At 59.9% G+C, this 19,673-nt stretch carries 20 protein-coding genes, 1 tRNA gene and 1 pseudogene; 11 read left to right on the plus strand and 11 right to left on the minus strand.

The features are described 5' to 3' along the window. Positions 1–63: 63 nt before the first annotated feature. The 6 genes and pseudogenes from JFT87_RS06460 to JFT87_RS06485 form a co-directional block, all read right to left on the minus strand. Positions 64–1,267: pseudogene (locus JFT87_RS06460) on the minus strand (tyrosine-type recombinase/integrase). A gap of 207 nt (positions 1,268–1,474) precedes the next feature. After that, positions 1,475–1,550 (minus strand) — tRNA-Phe (locus JFT87_RS06465). Between the two features lie 103 nt (positions 1,551–1,653). Beyond that, entirely contained in the window at positions 1,654–1,926 is a 273-nt protein-coding gene (locus tag JFT87_RS06470) for an oxidative damage protection protein (RefSeq protein ID WP_008024947.1), read from the minus strand. Further along, positions 1,923–2,990 carry an A/G-specific adenine glycosylase gene (mutY, locus tag JFT87_RS06475; protein ID WP_201199820.1) on the minus strand — a complete coding sequence of 356 codons (1,068 nt, stop codon included), beginning with the start codon at positions 2,988–2,990 and terminating at the stop codon, positions 1,923–1,925. The genes JFT87_RS06470 and mutY overlap by 4 nt, the downstream gene beginning before the upstream one ends. After that, on the minus strand, positions 2,987–5,218 hold the full coding sequence (locus JFT87_RS06480) for an AsmA family protein (RefSeq protein WP_201199830.1): 2,232 nt from the start codon (positions 5,216–5,218) through the stop codon (positions 2,987–2,989). The genes mutY and JFT87_RS06480 overlap by 4 nt, the downstream gene beginning before the upstream one ends. Positions 5,219–5,294: 76 nt before the next feature. Then, a complete protein-coding gene (locus JFT87_RS06485) occupies positions 5,295–5,699 on the minus strand; it encodes an acetyl-CoA sensor PanZ family protein (protein WP_201199837.1) in 405 nt (134 codons plus the stop codon). A gap of 317 nt (positions 5,700–6,016) precedes the next feature. On the opposite strand from JFT87_RS06485, the gene JFT87_RS06490 reads away from it, so the two are divergent. The 7 genes from JFT87_RS06490 (at position 6,017) to JFT87_RS06520 (ending at position 11,868) form a co-directional block, all read left to right on the plus strand. Then, a complete protein-coding gene (locus JFT87_RS06490; protein ID WP_201199838.1) occupies positions 6,017–7,681 on the plus strand; it encodes an OFA family MFS transporter in 1,665 nt (554 codons plus the stop codon). A 309-nt stretch (positions 7,682–7,990) separates the two neighbouring features. Further along, a complete protein-coding gene (gene hisB / locus JFT87_RS06495) occupies positions 7,991–8,584 on the plus strand; it encodes an imidazoleglycerol-phosphate dehydratase HisB (protein ID WP_003218037.1) in 594 nt (197 codons plus the stop codon). Next, the gene (gene hisH / locus JFT87_RS06500) at positions 8,584–9,222 is read left to right on the plus strand and encodes an imidazole glycerol phosphate synthase subunit HisH (RefSeq protein ID WP_201199839.1); all 639 of its coding nucleotides are present in this window, start codon (positions 8,584–8,586) and stop codon (positions 9,220–9,222) included. The genes hisB and hisH overlap by 1 nt, the downstream gene beginning before the upstream one ends. Next, positions 9,223–9,480, plus strand: coding sequence for a DUF2164 domain-containing protein (locus JFT87_RS06505; RefSeq protein WP_095167374.1), 258 nt, complete (start codon positions 9,223–9,225; stop codon positions 9,478–9,480). A gap of 42 nt (positions 9,481–9,522) precedes the next feature. Beyond that, positions 9,523–10,260, plus strand: coding sequence for a 1-(5-phosphoribosyl)-5-[(5-phosphoribosylamino)methylideneamino]imidazole-4-carboxamide isomerase (hisA, locus tag JFT87_RS06510; protein WP_201199840.1), 738 nt, complete (start codon positions 9,523–9,525; stop codon positions 10,258–10,260). Between the two features lie 9 nt (positions 10,261–10,269). After that, positions 10,270–11,040 (plus strand): imidazole glycerol phosphate synthase subunit HisF, encoded by a 771-nt coding sequence (gene hisF / locus JFT87_RS06515; protein ID WP_007949037.1) that lies wholly within the window; start codon positions 10,270–10,272, stop codon positions 11,038–11,040. Between the two features lie 72 nt (positions 11,041–11,112). Further along, positions 11,113–11,868 carry a substrate-binding periplasmic protein gene (locus tag JFT87_RS06520; protein ID WP_201199841.1) on the plus strand — a complete coding sequence of 252 codons (756 nt, stop codon included), beginning with the start codon at positions 11,113–11,115 and terminating at the stop codon, positions 11,866–11,868. 56 nt (positions 11,869–11,924) lie between these two features. Here JFT87_RS06520 and JFT87_RS06525 read toward each other — a convergent pair whose 3' ends face one another. The 4 genes from JFT87_RS06525 to gpmI form a co-directional block, all read right to left on the minus strand. Continuing rightward, on the minus strand, positions 11,925–12,701 hold the full coding sequence (locus JFT87_RS06525) for a divergent polysaccharide deacetylase family protein (RefSeq protein WP_201199842.1): 777 nt from the start codon (positions 12,699–12,701) through the stop codon (positions 11,925–11,927). A gap of 1 nt (position 12,702) precedes the next feature. Then, positions 12,703–14,040, minus strand: a complete 1,338-nt coding sequence (locus JFT87_RS06530; protein ID WP_201199843.1) for a S41 family peptidase — start codon at positions 14,038–14,040, stop codon at positions 12,703–12,705. A gap of 34 nt (positions 14,041–14,074) precedes the next feature. Then, positions 14,075–15,370 (minus strand): murein hydrolase activator EnvC family protein, encoded by a 1,296-nt coding sequence (locus JFT87_RS06535; protein WP_201199844.1) that lies wholly within the window; start codon positions 15,368–15,370, stop codon positions 14,075–14,077. Between the two features lie 227 nt (positions 15,371–15,597). Beyond that, entirely contained in the window at positions 15,598–17,127 is a 1,530-nt protein-coding gene (gene gpmI / locus JFT87_RS06540) for a 2,3-bisphosphoglycerate-independent phosphoglycerate mutase (protein WP_201199845.1), read from the minus strand. 153 nt (positions 17,128–17,280) lie between these two features. On the opposite strand from gpmI, the gene JFT87_RS06545 reads away from it, so the two are divergent. Genes JFT87_RS06545 through secB form a run of 3 tightly spaced genes read left to right on the plus strand, consistent with a single transcriptional unit; the run spans position 17,281 to position 18,498 of the window. Continuing rightward, positions 17,281–17,694, plus strand: a complete 414-nt coding sequence (locus tag JFT87_RS06545; RefSeq protein WP_201199846.1) for a rhodanese-like domain-containing protein — start codon at positions 17,281–17,283, stop codon at positions 17,692–17,694. 1 nt (position 17,695) lies between these two features. Then, a complete protein-coding gene (gene grxC, locus JFT87_RS06550; protein WP_010464569.1) occupies positions 17,696–17,950 on the plus strand; it encodes a glutaredoxin 3 in 255 nt (84 codons plus the stop codon). Positions 17,951–18,006: 56 nt separating this feature from the next. After that, entirely contained in the window at positions 18,007–18,498 is a 492-nt protein-coding gene (gene secB, locus JFT87_RS06555) for a protein-export chaperone SecB (RefSeq protein WP_027922165.1), read from the plus strand. Between the two features lie 129 nt (positions 18,499–18,627). Here secB and JFT87_RS06560 read toward each other — a convergent pair whose 3' ends face one another. Then, on the minus strand, positions 18,628–19,083 hold the full coding sequence (locus JFT87_RS06560) for a tRNA (cytidine(34)-2'-O)-methyltransferase (RefSeq protein WP_007949025.1): 456 nt from the start codon (positions 19,081–19,083) through the stop codon (positions 18,628–18,630). Between JFT87_RS06560 and JFT87_RS06565 the strand changes: the two genes are divergently transcribed. Continuing rightward, positions 19,082–19,522, plus strand: coding sequence for a hypothetical protein (locus JFT87_RS06565; protein WP_201199848.1), 441 nt, complete (start codon positions 19,082–19,084; stop codon positions 19,520–19,522). The two genes, JFT87_RS06560 and JFT87_RS06565, sit on opposite strands and share 2 nt — an antisense overlap. The last annotated feature ends 151 nt before the right edge of the window (positions 19,523–19,673 follow it).

Raw genomic sequence — 19,673 nt, forward strand, 5'->3', positions numbered from 1 at the left:
CTGCCAGTCAGGCGGGTGGGAAGTCCGCTTTTCGCTCCGTCGAGCTAGGCCAGCCAAAACTCTTTATGCCTTTCGTTTGATGCTCACCACTTTAGCGCCAGCGCAAAGTGCGTCGATTGAATCTGCCCAAGCTTGCATCATTTCCCGGCGCTGCTCGACGTAGGCGGCATGGTTGTAGGTGCCGCGTATCTCGTCGCTGTCACCGTGGGCCAGTTGACGTTCGATCCAATCCTTGTTGTACCCGCGACCGTTCAGTTCCGTGCTGAGTAAGTGACGGAAACCGTGGCCGGTCTGCCTACCTTCGTAGCCCATCATCCGCAACGCTTTGTTCACCGTGTTTTCGCTCATGGGGCGCTCGGGATTGGCGCCAGCAAAGACCAGTGCGTAGCGGCCAGTGATCTCTTGGAGCAGGCGCAGGATGGCGACGGCCTGGCGGGGCAGAGGGACGATGTGAGGGCGGCGGGCTTTCATGCGCTCGGCCGGAATTGTCCAGGTTGCGCGCTCCAAGTCGAACTCAGCCCAGGGGGCTTGGCGAAGCTCGCCCGGGCGAACGGCCGTCAGTGTCAGCAGGCGGATGGCATGCCGGGTAAGCGAGTGGATATTCGCGGCCTCGCTCTTGGCCAACAGTTCTGGGAGTTCAGCAAAGGTGACGTGCGGATGATGGCGGGCAGCTTTCGGTGGTGCTGCTACCACACTCAGATCCGTGGCCGGGTTGGCGTCAACGACGCCCTTGGCCAGCCCATACCGAAATATCTGGTGTAGCCATTGTCTGATCTTACCGGCGGCATTTAGCGTGCCCCGAGCTTCAACCTTGCGCACCAGCTCCACCAGATCGGGCCGAGTGATCGCTTTCACCGGTCGGGCGCCGATACCCGGAATCAAATCATTCTCCAGGTACAGCTTGGCTTTGTAGGTTGTGCTCTCTGCCCAGCGGGGGCGTTGTAGGCAAACCACTCTCGCGCCAACGTCTCGAAAGTCAGCCCCTCGACCTTCTGTGCTTGTTTGGCGGTTTTTTCTGCTCGCCGGGATCGGTGCCTTCAATCAGTAGCTGGCGTGCCCCATCGCGAAGTTGACGAGCTTTCAGCAGGGTAACCGCTGGGTATGGGCCGAGCGCCAGCATCTTCGCGCTGCCGTTGAAGCGGTACCGATAGCGCCATAGTTTGGAACCAGTCGGGGTTACTTCAAGGCATAAGCCGTTGGCGTCGGTCAGCCGGTAAAGCTTGTCCTTCGGCTTGGCGGTACGGATGGTGGTATCTGAGAGTGGCACGCTGCCTCCTTGCAGGCCACACCAGCCGGGCTTTTGCCACGGTGGTGTGAGTAGATTTGTAGACCGAACTGGATCTACTCACGAATCTACTCACATATGTTTGGGCTTACAAGGGAACGGTTGGGAACCGTAGAAAGCAAAAAGCCCGCACTAGGCGGGCTTCTTGTGTGCTTTCAGGTGTGCTTGGCATCACCTGAAAACGAAAGGTGGTGCCCAGAGACGGAATCGAACCGCCGACACGGGGATTTTCAATCCCCTGCTCTACCGACTGAGCTATCTGGGCAACGGGGCGCATTAAACTGGTTTTTCAGGGGGTCGTCAAGAAAGTTTTCAAAAAAATTTTAATTATTACCGTCGCTTACGTTCCGACCCCCGAAATATCGGGATTATTCAGCCGGCGGAACGTAGCCTTCGGCCTTGGCGTATTCCTCGCCGGAGAAGTACTTGTCCATTTCGCCCTGCAGATATTTTCGATCTTCGGCGTTCATCATGTTCAGGCGTTTTTCGTTGATCAGCAGCGTCTGGTGTTTCTGCCAGTCGGCCCAGGCCTTGGCCGAGACGTGGTCAAAAATGTCCTGACCTTTGGCGCCCGGGAACGGGGCGCGCTCCAGGGCTGGCAATTCTTCTTTGTACTTGCGGCACATGATGGTGCGGGTCATGACGACTCTCCTGCGTTCAATACGGCGGCCGCGCGTTCGAGCAAGGTTTTGACCGGGGCGGCAAGGCCCAGGCGCGGCGGGGTGGCGAGGTTATACCAGAGCCAGTCAGCCTCGGCCACGTGATGACCGGACTCCTGGACCTGGACCAGCCAGGGTTCGATGGACAACTGGAAGTGGCTGAAGGTGTGGACCAGGCTCGGCAGCGCTTGTTGGCTGCCCAGTTCCAGCGAGTGCTGCGTGGCCAGATGTTGCAGGTCGTCGAGGTCGTCGAGTTCCGGCAAGCTCCACAAACCGCCCCACAGGCCCGTGGAAGGCCGCCGGTAAAGCAGAATCGCACCTTTGCCGTTGGCGAGCATCGGCATCAACGTGCGCTTCTGTGGCACGGTTTTGCGCGGTTTGGGGATCGGGTAGCGGGTTTCCAGGCCGAGCATGTGCGCTTCGCAGCCCTTTTCCAGCGGGCAGAGCAGACAGCTCGGTTTACTGCGAGTGCAAAGCGTGGCGCCCAGATCCATCATCGCCTGGGTGTAGGCGTTGACTCGATCATGCGGTGTAAAGCGCTCAGCGTTCGCCCAGAGCTGTTTGGCGACCTTCGGCTCACCCGGATAACCCTCTTGCGCGGTAAAGCGCGCCAGGACCCGTTTAACGTTGCCGTCGAGGATCGGCGCCCGCAGGCCCATGCTCAGGCTGGCGATGGCGCCGGCCGTGGACAAACCGATGCCCGGCAGATCGACAAGCTTTTCCACATCACGGGGGAATTCGCCGCCGTATTCAGCGACGACGATCTTCGCGGTCTTCTGCAGATTGCGTGCGCGAGTGTAGTAGCCCAGGCCCGTCCACAAGTGCAGCACTTCGTCTTCCGGCGCTGCAGCCAGGGCTTCAACCGTCGGCAACGAAGCCATGAAACGGTCGAAGTAGTTCAGCACGGTGCTGACCTGGGTTTGCTGCAACATGATTTCCGAGACCCACACCCGGTACGGGGTGATGCCCTGTTGCCAGGGCAAGTCGTGGCGGCCGTGGCGGTCGTACCAGTCCAGCACCGCCGATGAAAACTGCTCGGCTCTCATCGCTTGAACAGCCCCTTCAATGCGTTTTTCAGTTCAGGACTGACTTTGTCACCAAGCTTCTCGTCGATCTTGTCGCTGAGCTTGTCGCCGGCCAATTTAGCCGCGACCTGGCCCATGCGTTCGTTGTCCAGGCGGCAGGCCTTGGCTCCCAGTTCCAGCGGACCACGGCAGCGCAACGGCCACTCGATGCCGACGAACTTGTCGCCGACCTGGCAGGCCGGATCCGGAATGGCGCTGGTATCGCCTTCGACGATGATGCCGACGCGATAGTCCATGCCCAGCACCCGCAGATCGACGTCGCCGTCACCGTTGACGGTCATGCCCGGGGTGCGCACTTTCATGTCGGGATTGCTGGCCACGCCGTTGCGAAAGGTCAGGTTGCCCTTGAGTTCCTGGAACGGCGTGTCCTTGCCCCGTGGTTCGCCGCTGAGGGTTTTGCGGTTCAGGGTGGCGATGCCTTTGCACAGTTGCTGCTCAAGGTTGGCATTGAGCAGCACGCCGTTGTTGATGACGAAACTGGCGTTGCCGTTGAGGCTTTCGATCAGTGCTTTCTGACTGTTGCCGTTGCCGGTCAGCGCGCTGGTGAGCGTCACCAGGCCTTTGACTGGCGGATTTTTACCCTGGCTTTCGAGGATCTTTTCCACCGGCACTTTGGTGATATGGGTTTGCATACTCAGGGCCGGCACTTGCTGACGCACGTCCAGGGTGCCCTTGGCTTCGAAGTTGCCGTTGTACAAGTCGCCGCGCAGGTTTTCGAGGGTCAGCAAGCCGCCCTGGCCGGAGGCTTTGAGCGCAGCGTTCTGGATGGGCAGTTTGTCGAGGGTCAGTAGGCCGAAGGTCAGGTCGGCATCTACGTCGAGTTTACTCAGGCGTTCCACCGGCAGCAGGCGCTCGGTGCTCCAGGCGCCTTTGGTCGGTGACGGTGGCAGCGGTGTAGTCCCGGCGCCAGCCATGGCATCGGCCTCGGTGCTGGCCACTTCGGCCTGACGCACTTGCGTGGCGCTGTTGGCTTCGGCGGATTTGGGCGGCAAGTAACGATCGACGTTGAACGTGTCAGCCTTGAGGGTGGCGCGCAGCGATTGCTTGGCGAAGTCCTCGACGGCGATCCGGCCACTGAAGTTGCTGTCGTCGACTTTCAGGTTGATGTTGTCGAACGCCAGGCTGGTGGGCGTCCCGGCGAGACGGCTGACCAGCTCGACTTTGCTCAGGCTGCCTTCGGCCATGGCCGGGAGTTTCTGGCCGATGCTGTCGACGAATTTGGCCAGGTCAAACTGGGCAATCGACAGGCCGCCGTTTATTTGCGGGGTCTTGTCGAGGTCGTTGACCTTCAGTTCACCCAAGGCGCGCAACTGGTTGGCAGAGATCTTGATCCCGGTCCATTCGGCGACGTTGGCCGCTTTATCCAGCAGCACCTGACCCTGGGCGGCGAAGGTCATGGTCTTGCCTTGCAGCGGGTCGCCGGTCACTTCGCCGGACAGTTTCATGTCTTCGAACTGGTAGCGCTGAAGGGCGCGGGCGATGCGCAGCTCACCGTTAAGCTCGGTACGAATCCGCAGCGCAGGCTGGTTCGCAGACAGGAACGCCGTGAGTTTGAGCGGAATGTTGGTCGAATCGTGAACAGCTCCGGTGCTCATCTGGATGCTTTCGGCGCTGTAGTTCTTGCCGGTTTTTTCATCGTTGTATTCAACCCGCGCGTTGTTCACGGTCAGGCTGTCGATGTCCAGGCGGATCGGCTGCGGCGGTTTTTCCGCTACAGCGGGGGCTTCTGGCGCAGGCTCGCCGGCAGCCGGCGGGGTGCCAGCTGGAGCAGTGTTGGGCTCTGGCGGGAGCTTGCCGATGTCTTCCCAGTTGCCGTGGCCGTCCTTGTCGCGGTTCAGGCGCAGGTTCAAGCCTTCGACGCGCACGTCACTCATCTGTACTTCACGGCGCAGCAGCGGCAGCACGCGAACCGACAGGCCGAGCATTTGCAAGTCTGCGTAAGGTTCGTTGGGTTTGATCAGGGTCGCGATGCTGGCGTCGTGCAATTCCAGGCCCAGCCACGGGAACAGGCTCCAGCCGATATCGCCATTGAGCGTCAGCTCGATGTGGGCCTTGTCGCGGGCAATCTGGCGAATCTCGTCTTTATAGTCGTTGGGATCGAAGAGGTGGGTCAGGGCAAAGCCCAGCGCCACAATGATCAGCAACAGCCCGAGAAGTACCAGACCCAGGATTTTGCCGAACGCTTTCATGGGCGAGTCCTTGTAGTTAGTCGAATTCGAAAAATAGCCGGGGAGTATAGCGCCCCAAAACTGACGACCGGTCAGTTCATGTCGGCAGTACATCCAATGGCACGTTCAGTTTGGCCGCCAGTGCCTGGGCTTCCAGGTGCCCGGCAGGCGCTAGCAAATGTAATGTCGCGCCCGATTGCGACGCCATTTTCTGCGCTTCGTTCACCAACCGCTCTGCCACGCCACGGCGACGGGTGATTTTTCGCACGCAAATTTGCGACAAATGCCAGACGTTCGGTTGACGTTGCAGGCGTCCGGCGCCCAGCAGCCGATCGTTGAAGCGCCCGGCAATCAGTGAGCCGTCCCGCAGGCAGCCTTCGATCAACTGCACGTCACCGGCAAACGGTGCAAACAGCCAGTGCGGCGCATCGCGGTAGATCTTTTGCAGGTCTTGCTGATCCTGGTAAGTGGCGTCTGCAAGCGTCTCAACGATGACTGGCATGGTGGCTCCGTAGGAAAAGCCCTGCGTAGGAGTTGCCGCGGGCTGCGATCTTTTGATTTTGATTTTAAAAAAACAGGATCAAAAGATCGCAGCCTCCCGCCGTTCCAACAGGGAGGAGAACAGATGACATACAAAAGGTGATGTCAGTTTGGTTTTTCTGTCACGAGCAAATGGTAACCTCTGCCGGTTCGTCCGTCCTTCTGCGACTGAACATCGCGCCCAAACGGGTTTCACCCAAAAAACGGTCATGCCTGCGTGCATAAAGGCTGTGGGTGAAGAGTGGCTGGCGAACCATACTAATAATTGGGGGATACAGAATGAGCACGAGCATAACGGCGGACGGCCTCAAGGCCGGCCAGCCCGCGTTCCTGTCCAAGGAACGCATCATCGCCAAGCCCGGTTTCAACCGTTGGCTGGTACCACCGGCCGCTTTGGCCATCCACCTTTGCATCGGCATGGCCTACGGCTTCTCGGTGTTCTGGTTGCCGCTGTCCAAAGCCCTGGGCGTGACCGCTCCAGTCGCTTGCGCGCCGGACATGAGCTTCATCTCGCAAGTTTTCTCATCTCAATGCGACTGGCCGATCTCGATGCTCGGCTGGATCTACACCCTGTTCTTCATCTTCCTCGGCTGCTCGGCAGCGATCTGGGGTGGCTGGCTGGAACATGCCGGGCCACGCAAGGCTGGTGTTGTATCGGCACTGTGCTGGTGCGGCGGTTTGCTGATTTCGGCGCTGGGGATTTATACCCACCAGATCTGGCTGATGTGGATCGGCTCCGGGGTCATTGGCGGTATCGGCCTGGGCCTGGGTTACATTTCGCCGGTCTCGACCCTGATCAAGTGGTTCCCGGACAAGCGCGGCATGGCGACGGGCATGGCGATCATGGGCTTCGGTGGCGGCGCGATGGTTGGTGCTCCGCTGGCTGCGGCATTGATGAGCCATTTTGCTTCGCCAACTGGCGTGGGCGTATGGCAGAGCTTCCTGGTGATGGCCGCGATCTACTTCGTGTTCATGATCGGTGGCGCACTGTCCTACCGCGTTCCGCCAACCGGCTGGAAGCCTGAAGGCTGGACGGCTCCGGCGAAAAAAGTGGCGAACGCGATGATCACTCATCGTCATGTCCACGTGAACGTGGCGTGGAAAACCCCGCAATTCCGTCTGGTGTGGCTGGTGCTGTGCCTGAACGTGTCCGCCGGTATCGGCATTCTCGGCATGGCTTCGCCGCTGTTGCAGGAAGTGTTTGGCGGTAAATTGATCGGTGTTGACCTGCCATTCGGTCAGCTGGACGCCGGGCAACTGGCTTCCATCGCGGCCATTGCGGCCGGTTTCACGGGGTTGCTGAGCCTGTTTAACATCGGTGGCCGGTTCTTCTGGGCATCGTTCTCCGACTACCTGGGCCGCAAAAACACCTATTTCGTGTTCTTCGCCCTGGGCTTTGCCCTGTACGCACTGATCCCGAACCTTGGTCACCTGGGTAACGTTGCGCTGTTCGTAGCGGCGTTCTGCATCATCCTGTCGATGTACGGCGGTGGTTTTGCGACTGTTCCGGCCTACCTCGCGGACCTGTTCGGTACGCAAATGGTCGGCGCGATCCACGGTCGTCTGCTGACCGCGTGGGCGGCGGCGGGCGTGCTGGGGCCGGTGTTGGTGAACTACCTGCGTGAATATCAGCTGAGCATCGGCGTTGAACGTGCTGCCGCTTACGACATCACGCTGTACATCCTCGCGGGCCTGCTGGTGCTGGGGTTCCTGTGCAACCTGCTGGTTCGCCCGGTGGCCGACAAGTACTTTATGACCGACGCGCAACTGGCTGCCGAACAGGCGCTGGGCCACGACAAGGGTGCTGACAGCAGCACTGTGCTGGAGTGGAAGGCCGCGCCGGGCAGCAAGCCGTTGGCGATTGCTGCGTGGTTGGTGGTGGGTATTCCGTTGGCGTGGGGTGTTTGGGTGACCCTGCAGAAAACAGCAGTACTGTTCCACTAAGATGTTGTCCGGGCTGGCCTGAGCCTGAGAGGCCCAGGTCAGCCCTGCATAGCATCGAACCCTGTGGGAGCGGGCTTGCTCGCGAAGAGGGAGTGTCAGTCGACATCTATGTTGCCTGGCACACCGCTTTCGCGAGCAAGCCCGCTCCCACATTTGTTTTGTGTGTTCTGCAAAATGGTTGTACGGACATGTCTATCCCCGACAGCACGGGGGTCTGTCCGTCAGGGATATCACGTATCGTGTTTCTGTTTGGCGCCCGCGCCCCTATAATGGCTGCCTTTTTCGCCCAATGATTTTGCGGAGCTGGTGATGGCCGAACGTAAGGCGTCTGTCGAGCGCGACACTCTGGAAACCCAGATCAAAGCCTCGATCAACCTGGATGGCACCGGAAAGGCCCGATTTGATATCGGTGTACCTTTTCTTGAGCACATGCTCGACCAGATCGCCCGTCACGGGCTGATCGACCTGGATATTGTCAGCAAGGGCGACCTGCATATCGACGACCACCACACGGTGGAAGACGTCGGTATCACCCTGGGTCAGGCCTTTGCCAAAGCCATCGGCGACAAAAAAGGCATCCGTCGCTACGGCCACGCCTACGTACCGCTCGATGAAGCGCTGTCGCGCGTGGTGATCGACTTCTCCGGCCGTCCTGGCCTGCAGATGCACGTTCCCTATACCCGCGCCACCGTTGGCGGCTTCGATGTTGACCTGTTCCAGGAATTCTTCCAGGGCTTCGTCAACCATGCTCTCGTCAGCTTGCACATCGACAACCTGCGTGGCACCAACACTCACCACCAGATCGAAACCGTGTTCAAGGCTTTCGGCCGCGCCCTGCGCATGGCTGTAGAGCTGGATGACCGCATGGCCGGTCAGATGCCATCGACCAAAGGCGTTCTGTAATGCAGACGGTCGCGGTTATCGATTACGGCATGGGCAACCTGCACTCGGTGGCCAAGGCCCTCGAGCACGTCGGTGCCGGCAAGGTCTTGATCACTAGCGATGCCGATGTGATTCGCGAAGCCGACCGGGTGGTATTCCCCGGCGTCGGCGCGATTCGCGACTGCATGGCGGAGATCCGTCGCCTGGGCTTCGACTCGCTGGTGCGTGAAGTCAGCCAGGACCGTCCGTTCCTCGGCATCTGCGTCGGCATGCAAGCCTTGCTCGACAGCAGTGAAGAGAACGAAGGCGTTGACTGCATCGGCCTGTTCCCGGGCGCGGTGAAGTTCTTCGGCAAAGACCTGCATGAAGACGGCGAACACCTGAAAGTCCCGCACATGGGCTGGAACGAAGTGAAGCAGACGGTGGATCACCCGCTGTGGCACAACATTCCGGACCTGGCGCGTTTCTACTTCGTGCACAGCTACTACATCGCTGCCGGCAATGCGCGGCAAGTGGTGGGTGGCGGTCACTATGGTGTCGATTTCGCTGCGGCGCTGGCCGATGGCTCGCGTTTCGCCGTGCAGTTCCACCCGGAGAAGAGCCATACCCATGGCCTGCAATTGCTGCAGAACTTCGCCGCGTGGGATGGTCGCTGGTAAATGGCCGTCAAGAAGAAGCCGCCGATCCTGACCCTCACTCCTGAGCAGGAGAACGAGGCGAATCACAAGATCAAGCGGTTCATGGAGGATCGTTTCGAACTGGACCTGGGTTCGTTCGAAGCGGGGGAAATCCTTGAGCTGTTTACCCGCGAAATTGCGCCGCACTATTACAACAGGGCGATTTTCGATGTGCAGACGCACCTTAAAGAAAGGTTCGAAAGCATCGAAAGCGACCTGTGGGCGCTCGAGAAAAACTGATTTTCGAGCGAAGCTGAACAATCGAATTTGAAGGTTTGCCAGATGCTGATTATTCCCGCTATCGATCTCAAAGACGGTGCCTGTGTTCGTCTGCGCCAGGGCCGCATGGAAGATTCCACGGTGTTCTCCGATGACCCGGTGAGCATGGCTGCCAAGTGGGTGGAGGGTGGTTGCCGCCGTCTGCATCTGGTCGACCTGAACGGCGCCTTCGAAGGCCAGCCGGTCAATGGCGAAGTGGTCACCGCGATCGCCAAGCGCTACCCGAACCTGCCGATCCAGATCGGCGGCGGTATCCGTTCCCTGGAAACCATCGAGCACTACGTCAAAGCGGGCGTGAGCTACGTGATCATCGGCACCAAAGCCGTAAAAGATCCGGCCTTCGTTGCTGAAGCTTGCCGCGCGTTCCCGGGCAAAGTGATTGTTGGTCTGGATGCGAAAGACGGTTTCGTCGCCACCGACGGCTGGGCCGAAATCAGCACCATTCAGGTCATCGACCTGGCCAAGCAGTTCGAAGCTGATGGCGTGTCCGCGATCGTTTATACCGACATCGCCAAAGACGGCATGATGCAGGGCTGCAACGTTTCGTACACCGCGGCGCTGGCCGCTGCCACGCGTATTCCTGTGATCGCGTCCGGCGGTATTCACAACCTCGGTGACATCAAGTCGCTGCTCGACGCCAAGGCGCCAGGCATCATCGGCGCGATCACCGGCCGGGCGATCTACGAAGGCACCCTCGACGTCGCTGAAGCGCAAGCTTTCTGCGATTCGTACAAAGGCTGAGGACTGACCATGGCGCTGGCCAAACGCATCATCCCTTGCCTGGACGTGGACAACGGCCGGGTGGTCAAGGGCGTCAAGTTCGAGAACATCCGCGACGCCGGTGACCCGGTGGAAATCGCCCGCCGCTACGACGAGCAGGGTGCCGACGAGATTACCTTTCTCGACATCACCGCCAGCGTCGATGGCCGCGACACCACGCTGCATACCGTCGAGCGCATGGCCAGCCAGGTGTTTATCCCGCTGACCGTCGGCGGTGGCGTGCGCACCGTGCAGGACATTCGCAACTTGCTGAATGCCGGCGCGGACAAGGTTTCGATCAACACCGCCGCGGTGTTCAACCCGGAGTTCGTCGGCGAAGCCGCGCAGCATTTCGGCTCGCAGTGCATCGTCGTCGCCATCGACGCGAAGAAGGTTTCACTGCCGGGCGAAACCCCGCGCTGGGAAATCTTCACCCACGGCGGCCGCAAACCGACCGGTCTCGACGCCGTTGAATGGGCGAAGAAGATGGAAGGCCTGGGTGCCGGTGAAATCCTGCTGACCAGCATGGACCAGGACGGCATGAAAAACGGCTTCGACCTGGGTGTCACCCGCGCGATCAGCGATGCGCTGGGTATTCCGGTGATCGCCTCCGGCGGCGTCGGCAACTTGCAGCATCTGGCCGACGGCATCCTCGAAGGCCACGCCAGTGCGGTGCTGGCGGCGAGTATTTTCCACTTCGGCGAATACACTGTGCAGGAAGCCAAGGCCTACATGGCTCATCGCGGAATCGTGATGCGCTAAACATACAGGCCAGTGGACAGCATGGCGGGCTCAAGGCACTCTTGGGCACGCCATGGATTCCGGTAGCCCGACATGCTCAAACGTCTTCTTCTCGTCCTCGCCAGCGCCTCTGTATTGCTCATCAATGCAGCCCACGCTGAAGAAAGTCCTGCCACCGACCTGGTGCTGCTGACCGAAAACTTCCCGCCGTACAACATGGCGATGAATGGCAAAAACTTTGCTCAAGACGAGAACATCAATGGCATCGCCGTGGACATCGTCCGCGAGATGTTCAAGCGCGCCAACATCACCTACAGCCTGACGCTACGTTTCCCTTGGGAGCGAATCTACAAGATCGCCCTCGAAAAACCCGGTTACGGCGTATTCGTGATGGCGCGGCTGCCGGACCGCGAGAAGCTCTTCAAATGGGTCGGCCCTATCGGTCCGGACGACTGGATCATGCTGGCCAAGGCAGACAGCAAAATCACCCTCGAAACGTTGGAACAGGCGCGCAAGTACAAGATCGGCGCCTACAAGGGTGATGCGATTGCCGAGACGTTGGCCAAGCAAGGGCTGAAGCCGATTGTGGTGCTGCGGGATCAGGACAACGCCAAGAAGCTGGTCAACGGCCAGATTGATCTGTGGGCCACAGGCGATCCGGCGGGGCGGTACCTGGCTCGACAGGACGGCGTGACGGGGCTTAAGACTGTGCTGCGGTTCAACAGCGCCGAGTTGTACCTGGCGCTGAACAAGGATGTGCCGGACGAAACCGTTGCCAAGCTCCAAGCGGCGCTGGATCAGTTGCGCAAAGAAGGTGTGGTGGACGAGATCATGGCGAAGTATCTCTAGGACCCATCAACAAACCGGGCTCCACACAAAACCCTGTGGGAGCGAGGCGTGGCAGATTACCGGTACACCCCATCCTTTCCATGCCCAGCCATCGCCTTATTGCTGCGCACGCTGATCATCAACTTGATATCAATCCAGTCGATGCCCTGAGCCTTCAGCTTCGGCAACTCCCGCTCCAGCACCGCCAGCGTCTGCGGATATGGGTGCCCGATCATCACCGCCGAACCCTGCTTGTGCGCGAGGCTGATCGCAGTCTGTAACTGAGTGAAGATCGCGGCTTCTGTGCGCTCATCATCGAGAAACACATCCCGCGAAACGCTGGCCAATCCAATCTTCTGGGCCTCGGCCGCTGCAACCGTCTGCGCGCTGGTTCGGCTGTCGACGAAGAACTTGTGCCGACGCTGCAGCTCCGCCATCAGCCAGGCCATGGCCGGTTGCTGAGCGGTCATGCGACTGCCCATGTGATTGTTGATGCCGGCGGTATAGGGCACAGCCTTGAACGCGGCGTCGAGGCGTTTTTCCAGCTCATCGAGGGGAAGGTCAGGATGCCAGGCGAAGGGGCCGGTGGCCGGGTCCATGGGCATGTGCAGGATGACGATCTTGCCGGCACGATGGGCTTCGCGGGCGAATTCGGCGGCATGGGGTGTGTCGGGCATGATCGCCGTGGTCACCGGGCCGGGCAGGGCGAGCACGCGACGATCCCGGGGCAGGTTTTGCCCCAGGTCATCGATGATCAGTGTCAGGTAAGCCTTGTGAGGCGATGACTTGGCGGGATCTGCGTGAGCAGCACCCGCCAGACAGCACAACAGGACGAGGAAAAACCGCAGGCGCATCTCAGCGGCCGGAGGTGATGCTCAGCCCTTTGAGCAGGCTCAGGGCCTGGGCCAGTTGGTAGTCGTCATCCTGCGGCATGGCTTTGGCTTTGGTTTTGCTGCCGGAACCGGTCGGTTTGTCGGCGCCGCCGTTGCCATTGCCCAAGTGACCTTGCAGATCGGCTTCCTTGAAGTAATCGCCATCCTGCTCGTTGGTGATCTTGGCCTTGCGCACTTCGATGTCCGGCACGATGCCCTGGGCCTGGATCGAGCGACCATTCGGCGTGAAGTACAGTGCGGTGGTGATCTTCAGGGCGCGGTCGTTGTTCAGCGGCAGCACGGTTTGTACCGAGCCTTTGCCGAAACTGGTGGTGCCCATCAGCACTGCGCGTTTCTGATCCTGCAAGGCACCGGCGACGATTTCCGACGCCGAGGCGCTGCCGCCGTTGATCAGCACGACCATTGGCACGGCTTCGCTTTCGTCTTTGCCGGTGGCAGAGAAGCGCAGTTCAGAGTTGGCGATGCGGCCCTTGGTGTAGACGATCAGGCCCTTGGTGATGAAGTGATCGACCACTTCAACCGCCGCTTGCAGCACGCCGCCCGGGTTGTTACGCAGGTCGAGGACGATGCCGTTGAGCTTCTTGCCGTTGTCCTTGCGCAACTTGGCCAGGGCCTTGGAAACCTCTTCGCCGGTCTTGACCTGGAACTGGGTGATGCGGATGTAGCCGTAGCCCGAATCCAGCAGCTGAGCCTTGACGCTCTTCACTTGAATGGTGGCGCGGACCAGGGTCACGTCGAACGGCGTACCGCCATCGCGAACCAGGGTCAGGGTGATCTTCTGGCCGAGCTTGCCGCGCATCTTGTCCACGGCCTCGGTCATGCTCTGGCCGCGAGTCGGGGCGCCGTTGATCTTGACGATAAAGTCGCCGGCCTGGATGCCCGCTTTGGAAGCCGGGGTGTCATCGATTGGCGAAACCACTTTGATGAAACCGTCTTCGGCGCCGACTTCGATGCCCAGGCCGCCGAATTCGCCGCTGGTGCTTTCCTGCAGTTCAGCGAAGTCTTCCGGGCCCAGGTAGGCGGAGTGCGGATCGAGGTTGCTGAGCATGCCCTTGATGGCATTTTCCAGCAGGGTCTTGTCGTCTACCGGTTCGACATAGGCAGCCTTGATCCGGTCCATGACCTCGGCAAAGGTGCGCAACTCTTCCAGCGGCAATGGCGCCTTGGTGGTCGCAGCCGTGCCCGCAGGTGCAGGAGCTGGCGCCGCTACCGGGGCAGGCTGAGCGGCAAACGCCAGAGGCGCGCCGATCACCAGGGCGATCGTCAGGGCCAGCGAGGTAAGGCGGGACAAATGCAGCATGTCGAACGAACTCCTAATGTAGGTGACTCAACGCCTATCCTTGCGCGTGGCACCATTGCGCTGGATCACTCGGGTGACCCTGCTGACGAATTGCAAAATACAGCGCTGGTGTGTCCTGCCCGCCACTGTTACCGACAGTGGAGATGGACTCACCGGCTTTAACCACGTCACCCGCAGACTTGAGCAGCGTCTGGTTGTGACCGTAAAGACTCAAAAAACCGTTGCCGTGGTCCAGAATCACCAGCAGCCCGGCACCGCGCAACCAGTCGGCAAACACCACGCGGCCACCGTGCACGGCATGCACCTGGCTGCCGGCGGAGGCGCTGATCATTACGCCGTCCCACTTGGTTCGGGCATCGTCGCCGCGGCTTTCGCCGAAGCGTGCCAACAGTCGACCATCAACTGGCCATGGAAGTTTGCCGCGGGCTGAAGCAAATGCGCCGCCAAAGGTCTCGCCAGAACTTGAAACCAGCGCGCCGGGTGTCGATTTAGCGGGTTTGCGTGGGGCATCGGTGGTGGCATCTGCCTGAGCCTGAGCCTCACGTAAACGCTTTTTTTCGGCTTCCTGCTGGGCGATCAGCGCTTTTTGTCGCGCTTCTTCTGCCTCACGGGCCTGGCGGGCCAAGGTTTCTTCGATGGTTTTAAGGACTTTAGACAGGTCTGCCTGATCCTGCTCGCGAGTGGCGAGCTTCTGATCGCGAGCCTTTACGTCGTCATTGAGCTTGGCCAGGACTTTTTGGCGTTCCTGGCGGACCTTGTCGAGTTCGTCACGCTGGCTGTCGAGGCTGCTTTTCTGTACCAGCAACTGCGCCTGCTGCATGGAAATGTCTTTTTCGACGTTGGCCAGTTGGCGCAGGGTTTCGTTGAAATTCTTCAGCTGCTCCAGGCGGGCCTGGCTCAGGTAGTCGTAATAAGTGAGGGTGCGGGCAAATTTTTCCGGGTTTTGCTGGTTGAGCAGCAGCTTGAGGTACTCCTGACGACCGTTTTGGTAGGCCGCTCGGGCCTGAATGGCGATCAGTCGTTGCTGTTCAATGCGCGCGCTCTGGAGTTTTTTTTTCTCACCATCGAGTCGCTGTAGCTCGGATTCGCTTTTCTTCAGCTCTTTTTGCAGCGCGTCGACCTGCTTCTCGAGCTTGCCCATCTCGGTCTCGGTGCCTTTGAGGTCCTTTTGCACACCGGATTTTTCTTCCTGCAGCTTGCCCAGCAGTTTTTTCAGCTCGGCAATGTCCTGACGCGTAGCGTCCAACTGTTGTTGGGTTTGCGCGCGCTCGTCAGCAAAGGCCGGTTGGAGCAGGCAAGTCAGAGCGAGGGCTATCAGGACGCGAAGCATAGAGGCGGGTGATACCAGGGAAAGGGACGGCCTAGTATGCCCGGCAAGCGCCGCAAAAAAAATGCCCATTTCGGACTGTGTGATAACTGGCCTGAAAAACACCCAAAACCAATGTGGGAGCGGGCTTGCTCGCGAAGGCGTATGTCATTCAACATTGATGTCGACTGACATACCGCTTTCGCGAGCAAGCCCGCTCCCACAGGGTATTTCGGTGTTTGATAGACCGATTACACCAGAATCGAAGTACCCGTCATCTCTTTCGGTTTCTCAAGGCCCATCAACATCAGCATGGTCGGCGCCACGTCCGCCAGCACGCCGCCATGGCGAACCTTGAAGTCACGCTTGCCGACATAGATGAACGGCACCGGCTCGGTGGTGTGAGCGGTGTGGGCCTGGTGGGTTTCTTCGTCGGACATTTTCTCGCAGTTGCCGTGGTCGGCAGTGATCAGCGCTTCGCCACCCACCTTTTCCAGGGCATCGACGATGCGGCCGACGCACAGGTCCAGGCATTCAACGGCTTTGACTGCCGCGTCGAACACGCCGCTGTGGCCGACCATGTCGCCGTTGGCGTAGTTGACCACGATCACATCAAAACGCTGGTTTTCGATGGCATCGACGATGCGATCGGTGACTTCCGGGGCGCTCATCTCTGGCTGCAAGTCATAGGTGGCGACTTTTGGCGACGGGATCAGGATGCGTTCTTCGCCCGGGAACGGTTCTTCACGACCGCCCGAGAAGAAGAAGGTCACGTGGGCGTACTTCTCGGTTTCGGCGATGCGCAGTTGGGTCTTGCCGTTTTTCGCCAGGTAGTCGCCCAGCACGTTTTCCAGGCTGCCGGCGGCGAAGGCCGAAGGCGCAGGAATGCTGGCGGCGTATTGGGTCAGCATGACGAAACCGGCCAGTTTCGGCTGGCGAGCCCGTTCGAATTCCTTGAAACCGTCTTCGACAAACACGCGGGTTAGTTCACGGGCACGGTCGGCGCGGAAGTTCATGAACACCACGGCGTCACCGTCTTCGACTTTCACCGGCTCGCCGATGGAAGTGGCTTTGACGAATTCGTCGCTCTCGCCACGTTCATAGGCCGCTTGCAGACCTTCCTGGGCGGTGGCGGCGTTGAATTCGCCATTGCCGTCGACAATCAGGTTGTAGGCCTGGGAGACGCGATCCCAACGGTTGTCGCGGTCCATGGCGAAATAACGGCCGATAATGCTGGCGATCCGGCCTTTACCCAAGGCCTGGAACGCTGCGTCGAGCAGTTCGATGGACGACTGGGCGCTTTTCGGCGGTGTGTCGCGACCGTCGAGGAAGGCGTGCAGGTAGATTTTTTCGGCGCCGCGCTTGAAGGCCAGTTCGGCCATGGCGACCAGGTGATCCTGGTGGCTATGAACGCCGCCATCGGACAGCAGGCCCATGAAGTGCACGGCTTTGCCGGCAGCCACGGCTTTATCCACGGCGGCACAAATGGTCGGGTTCTCGAAGAATTCACCGTCGCGGATTGATTTGGTCACGCGGGTGAAGTCCTGATACACCACACGGCCGGCACCGAGGTTCATGTGGCCGACCTCGGAATTACCCATTTGGCCGTCGGGCAAGCCGACGTCCATGCCACTGCCCGAGATCAAACCGTTCGGTACGGTAGCGGTCAGACGGTCCAGGACAGGCTTCTTGGCCGAGTACACGGCGTTGGCTTCGTGGCTCTCACTGTGACCGAAGCCATCGAGAATGATCAGGACCAAAGGTTTAGGCGTGGTAGTCATGGATTCCACTCGTGGCTGAGTTAAAAAGAGGGCGATGGAAAAGGGAGTGGCAGTTTAAAGCGAAGTTCCGACCGCGTCACCGCCGGACGGGGTTTGGCCCACCATAGGGGCTGTGTATACTGGCCCACTTTTAACGCCCTGGAACCACCTTAAATGCTTGATCACCTGATTGCATTTGCCACCACCCACTATTTGCTGGCCGGTATTTTCGTTGTTCTGCTGGCTCTGCTGATCGCCCATGAGATGAAAGGCGGCGGCCGCAGCCTGAGCACCGGCGAGCTGACCGGGCTGGTCAACAAGGACGCAGGCGTGGTGATCGACATTCGTTCGACCAAGGATTTCGCCGCTGGCCACATCGTTGGCGCGTTGAACATTCCTCACGACAAACTCACCGCTCGCATCGGCGAACTGGAAAAGCACAAGGCCAAGACCATCATCCTGGTTGATGCCCAAGGCCAGACTGCCGGCACTCACGCTCGCGAACTCTTGAAAGCCGGCTTCACCGCCGCCAAGCTGTCCGGCGGGATTTCCAGCTGGAAAGGCGACAACCTGCCGCTGGTGAAGTGATATGAGCAACGTCGTCGTCTACTCCAGCGATTACTGCCCTTACTGCTCGCGAGCCAAGTACCTGCTCGAGAACAAAGGCGTGGCCTTCGAAGAGATCAAGGTCGATGGCAAGCCGCAGGTGCGCGCCGCCATGGCTCAGAAGGCCGGGCGTACGTCCGTGCCGCAGATCTGGATCGGCGAGCGCCACATTGGCGGTTGTGATGATTTGTTTGCCCTTGAGCGCGCCGGCAAGCTCGACGCCATGCTCAAGGCCTGACTTAAGCACCCAAGAACAGCAATCCCTAAAAGACCAAAGATCAGAAAGGATCTGAGATGACTGACCAACAGAACACTGCAGCTAGCGAAGAAGAAACCGCACCGCAATTCTCCTTGCAGCGCATCTACGTACGTGACTTGTCCTTCGAAGCCCCGAAAAGCCCGGCGATCTTCCGCCAGCAGTGGGAACCGAGCGTCGGTCTGGATCTGAACACCCGTCAAAAGGCCTTGGAAGGCGACTTCCACGAAGTCGTGCTGACTTTGTCCGTGACCGTGAAAAACGGTGAAAACGGCGAAGTGGCGTTTATCGCTGAAGTGCAACAGGCCGGGATCTTCCTGATCAAGAATCTGGACGACGCTTCGATGAGCCACACCCTGGGTGCGTTCTGTCCGAACATCCTGTTCCCGTACGCTCGCGAAACCCTGGACAGCCTGGTGACCCGCGGTTCGTTCCCGGCCCTGATGCTGGCCCCGGTGAACTTCGACGCACTGTACGCACAAGAACTGCAACGCATGCAGGCGGCTGGCGAGACTCCGACCGTTCAGTAAACGGTCCTGAGTCAACGCAAGTCCAATGTGGGAGCGGGCTTGCTCGCGAAAGCGGTGTAACAGTCAACGATGATGTTGAATGTTATGGCCTCTTCGCGAGCAAGCCCGCTCCCACATTTGTTATGTGTGTTACTTGAAACCGAGCTGACGCCAGCCTTCATACACCGCGACGGCCACGGTGTTCGACAGGTTCAGGCTGCGGCAGCCTTCGCGCATCGGCAGGCGCAGGCGTTGTTCGCCGGGCAGGGCGTCGAGCACTTCGGCTGGCAAGCCACGGCTTTCCGGGCCGAACAGGAACGCATCGCCCTCGGCGAAGCTGGCGTCGTGAAACGGCCGCGAGCCCTTGGTGGTGAAGGCGAACAGCCGTGGATGACCGAGGCTTTCCAGGCAACTGGCGAGGTCGGCATGGCGTTGCAGGGTGGCGTACTCGTGGTAATCGAGGCCGGCCCGGCGCAGGCGCTTGTCGTCCATCTCGAAGCCCAGCGGCTCGATCAAATGCAGGTGGCAGCCACTGTTGGCGCACAGCCTGATAACGTTGCCGGTATTCGGCGGAATTTCTGGTTGGAAAAGGATGACGTGAAACATGCACGGCTCCGAAGGTAAAGATGAGCGGCATTCTACGCCGCCCGTGGACAACCGTTCGAAACTATTCCCGCGGGTCATCGGTTCGCTGGCGATTGTCGGGGTGATGGTCGGCCTGATGATTGGTCGCCTGACCACGCCTGACCCCAGCCAATTGCAGCAGGTCGACGTGACGAGCGACGGGCTGGTGGTGTGGTTCAACAATGCGCCGAAGCTGCATGGCGAAGTCATCGATGGCACGGTGGCGCTGCTGTTCCAGGCCGAGGGCAAGGCGCAGAAAGGCCAGCTCAAGCTCAACGGCAAGGACGTCAATTGGCGTACGCGAGCGAGTGATGGTGGGTTGTTGCTGACGGTGCTGGCGGCGCGGCCACTGCTGGGCGAGTGGGCCGGTAGCGAGGTCGATGACCGCTGGCGGCTGGAGATCCATCTCCGAGAGCAATAAAAGAGGGAATCCCCGGCCTGCCTGTACCAAGGTTCCCAAAACGGCAGGGACTCGCGCTTTGCGGCGTAAGTCCCGATGTAAAGAAGGAACCCCTGACCTGCCTGTATCAAGGGCCCCAAAAGGGGGTGGGCTCGTCGCTTGTGCGGTGTGA

It is taken from the genome of Pseudomonas sp. TH15, assembly GCF_016651105.1.
Lineage (GTDB): Bacteria > Pseudomonadota > Gammaproteobacteria > Pseudomonadales > Pseudomonadaceae > Aquipseudomonas.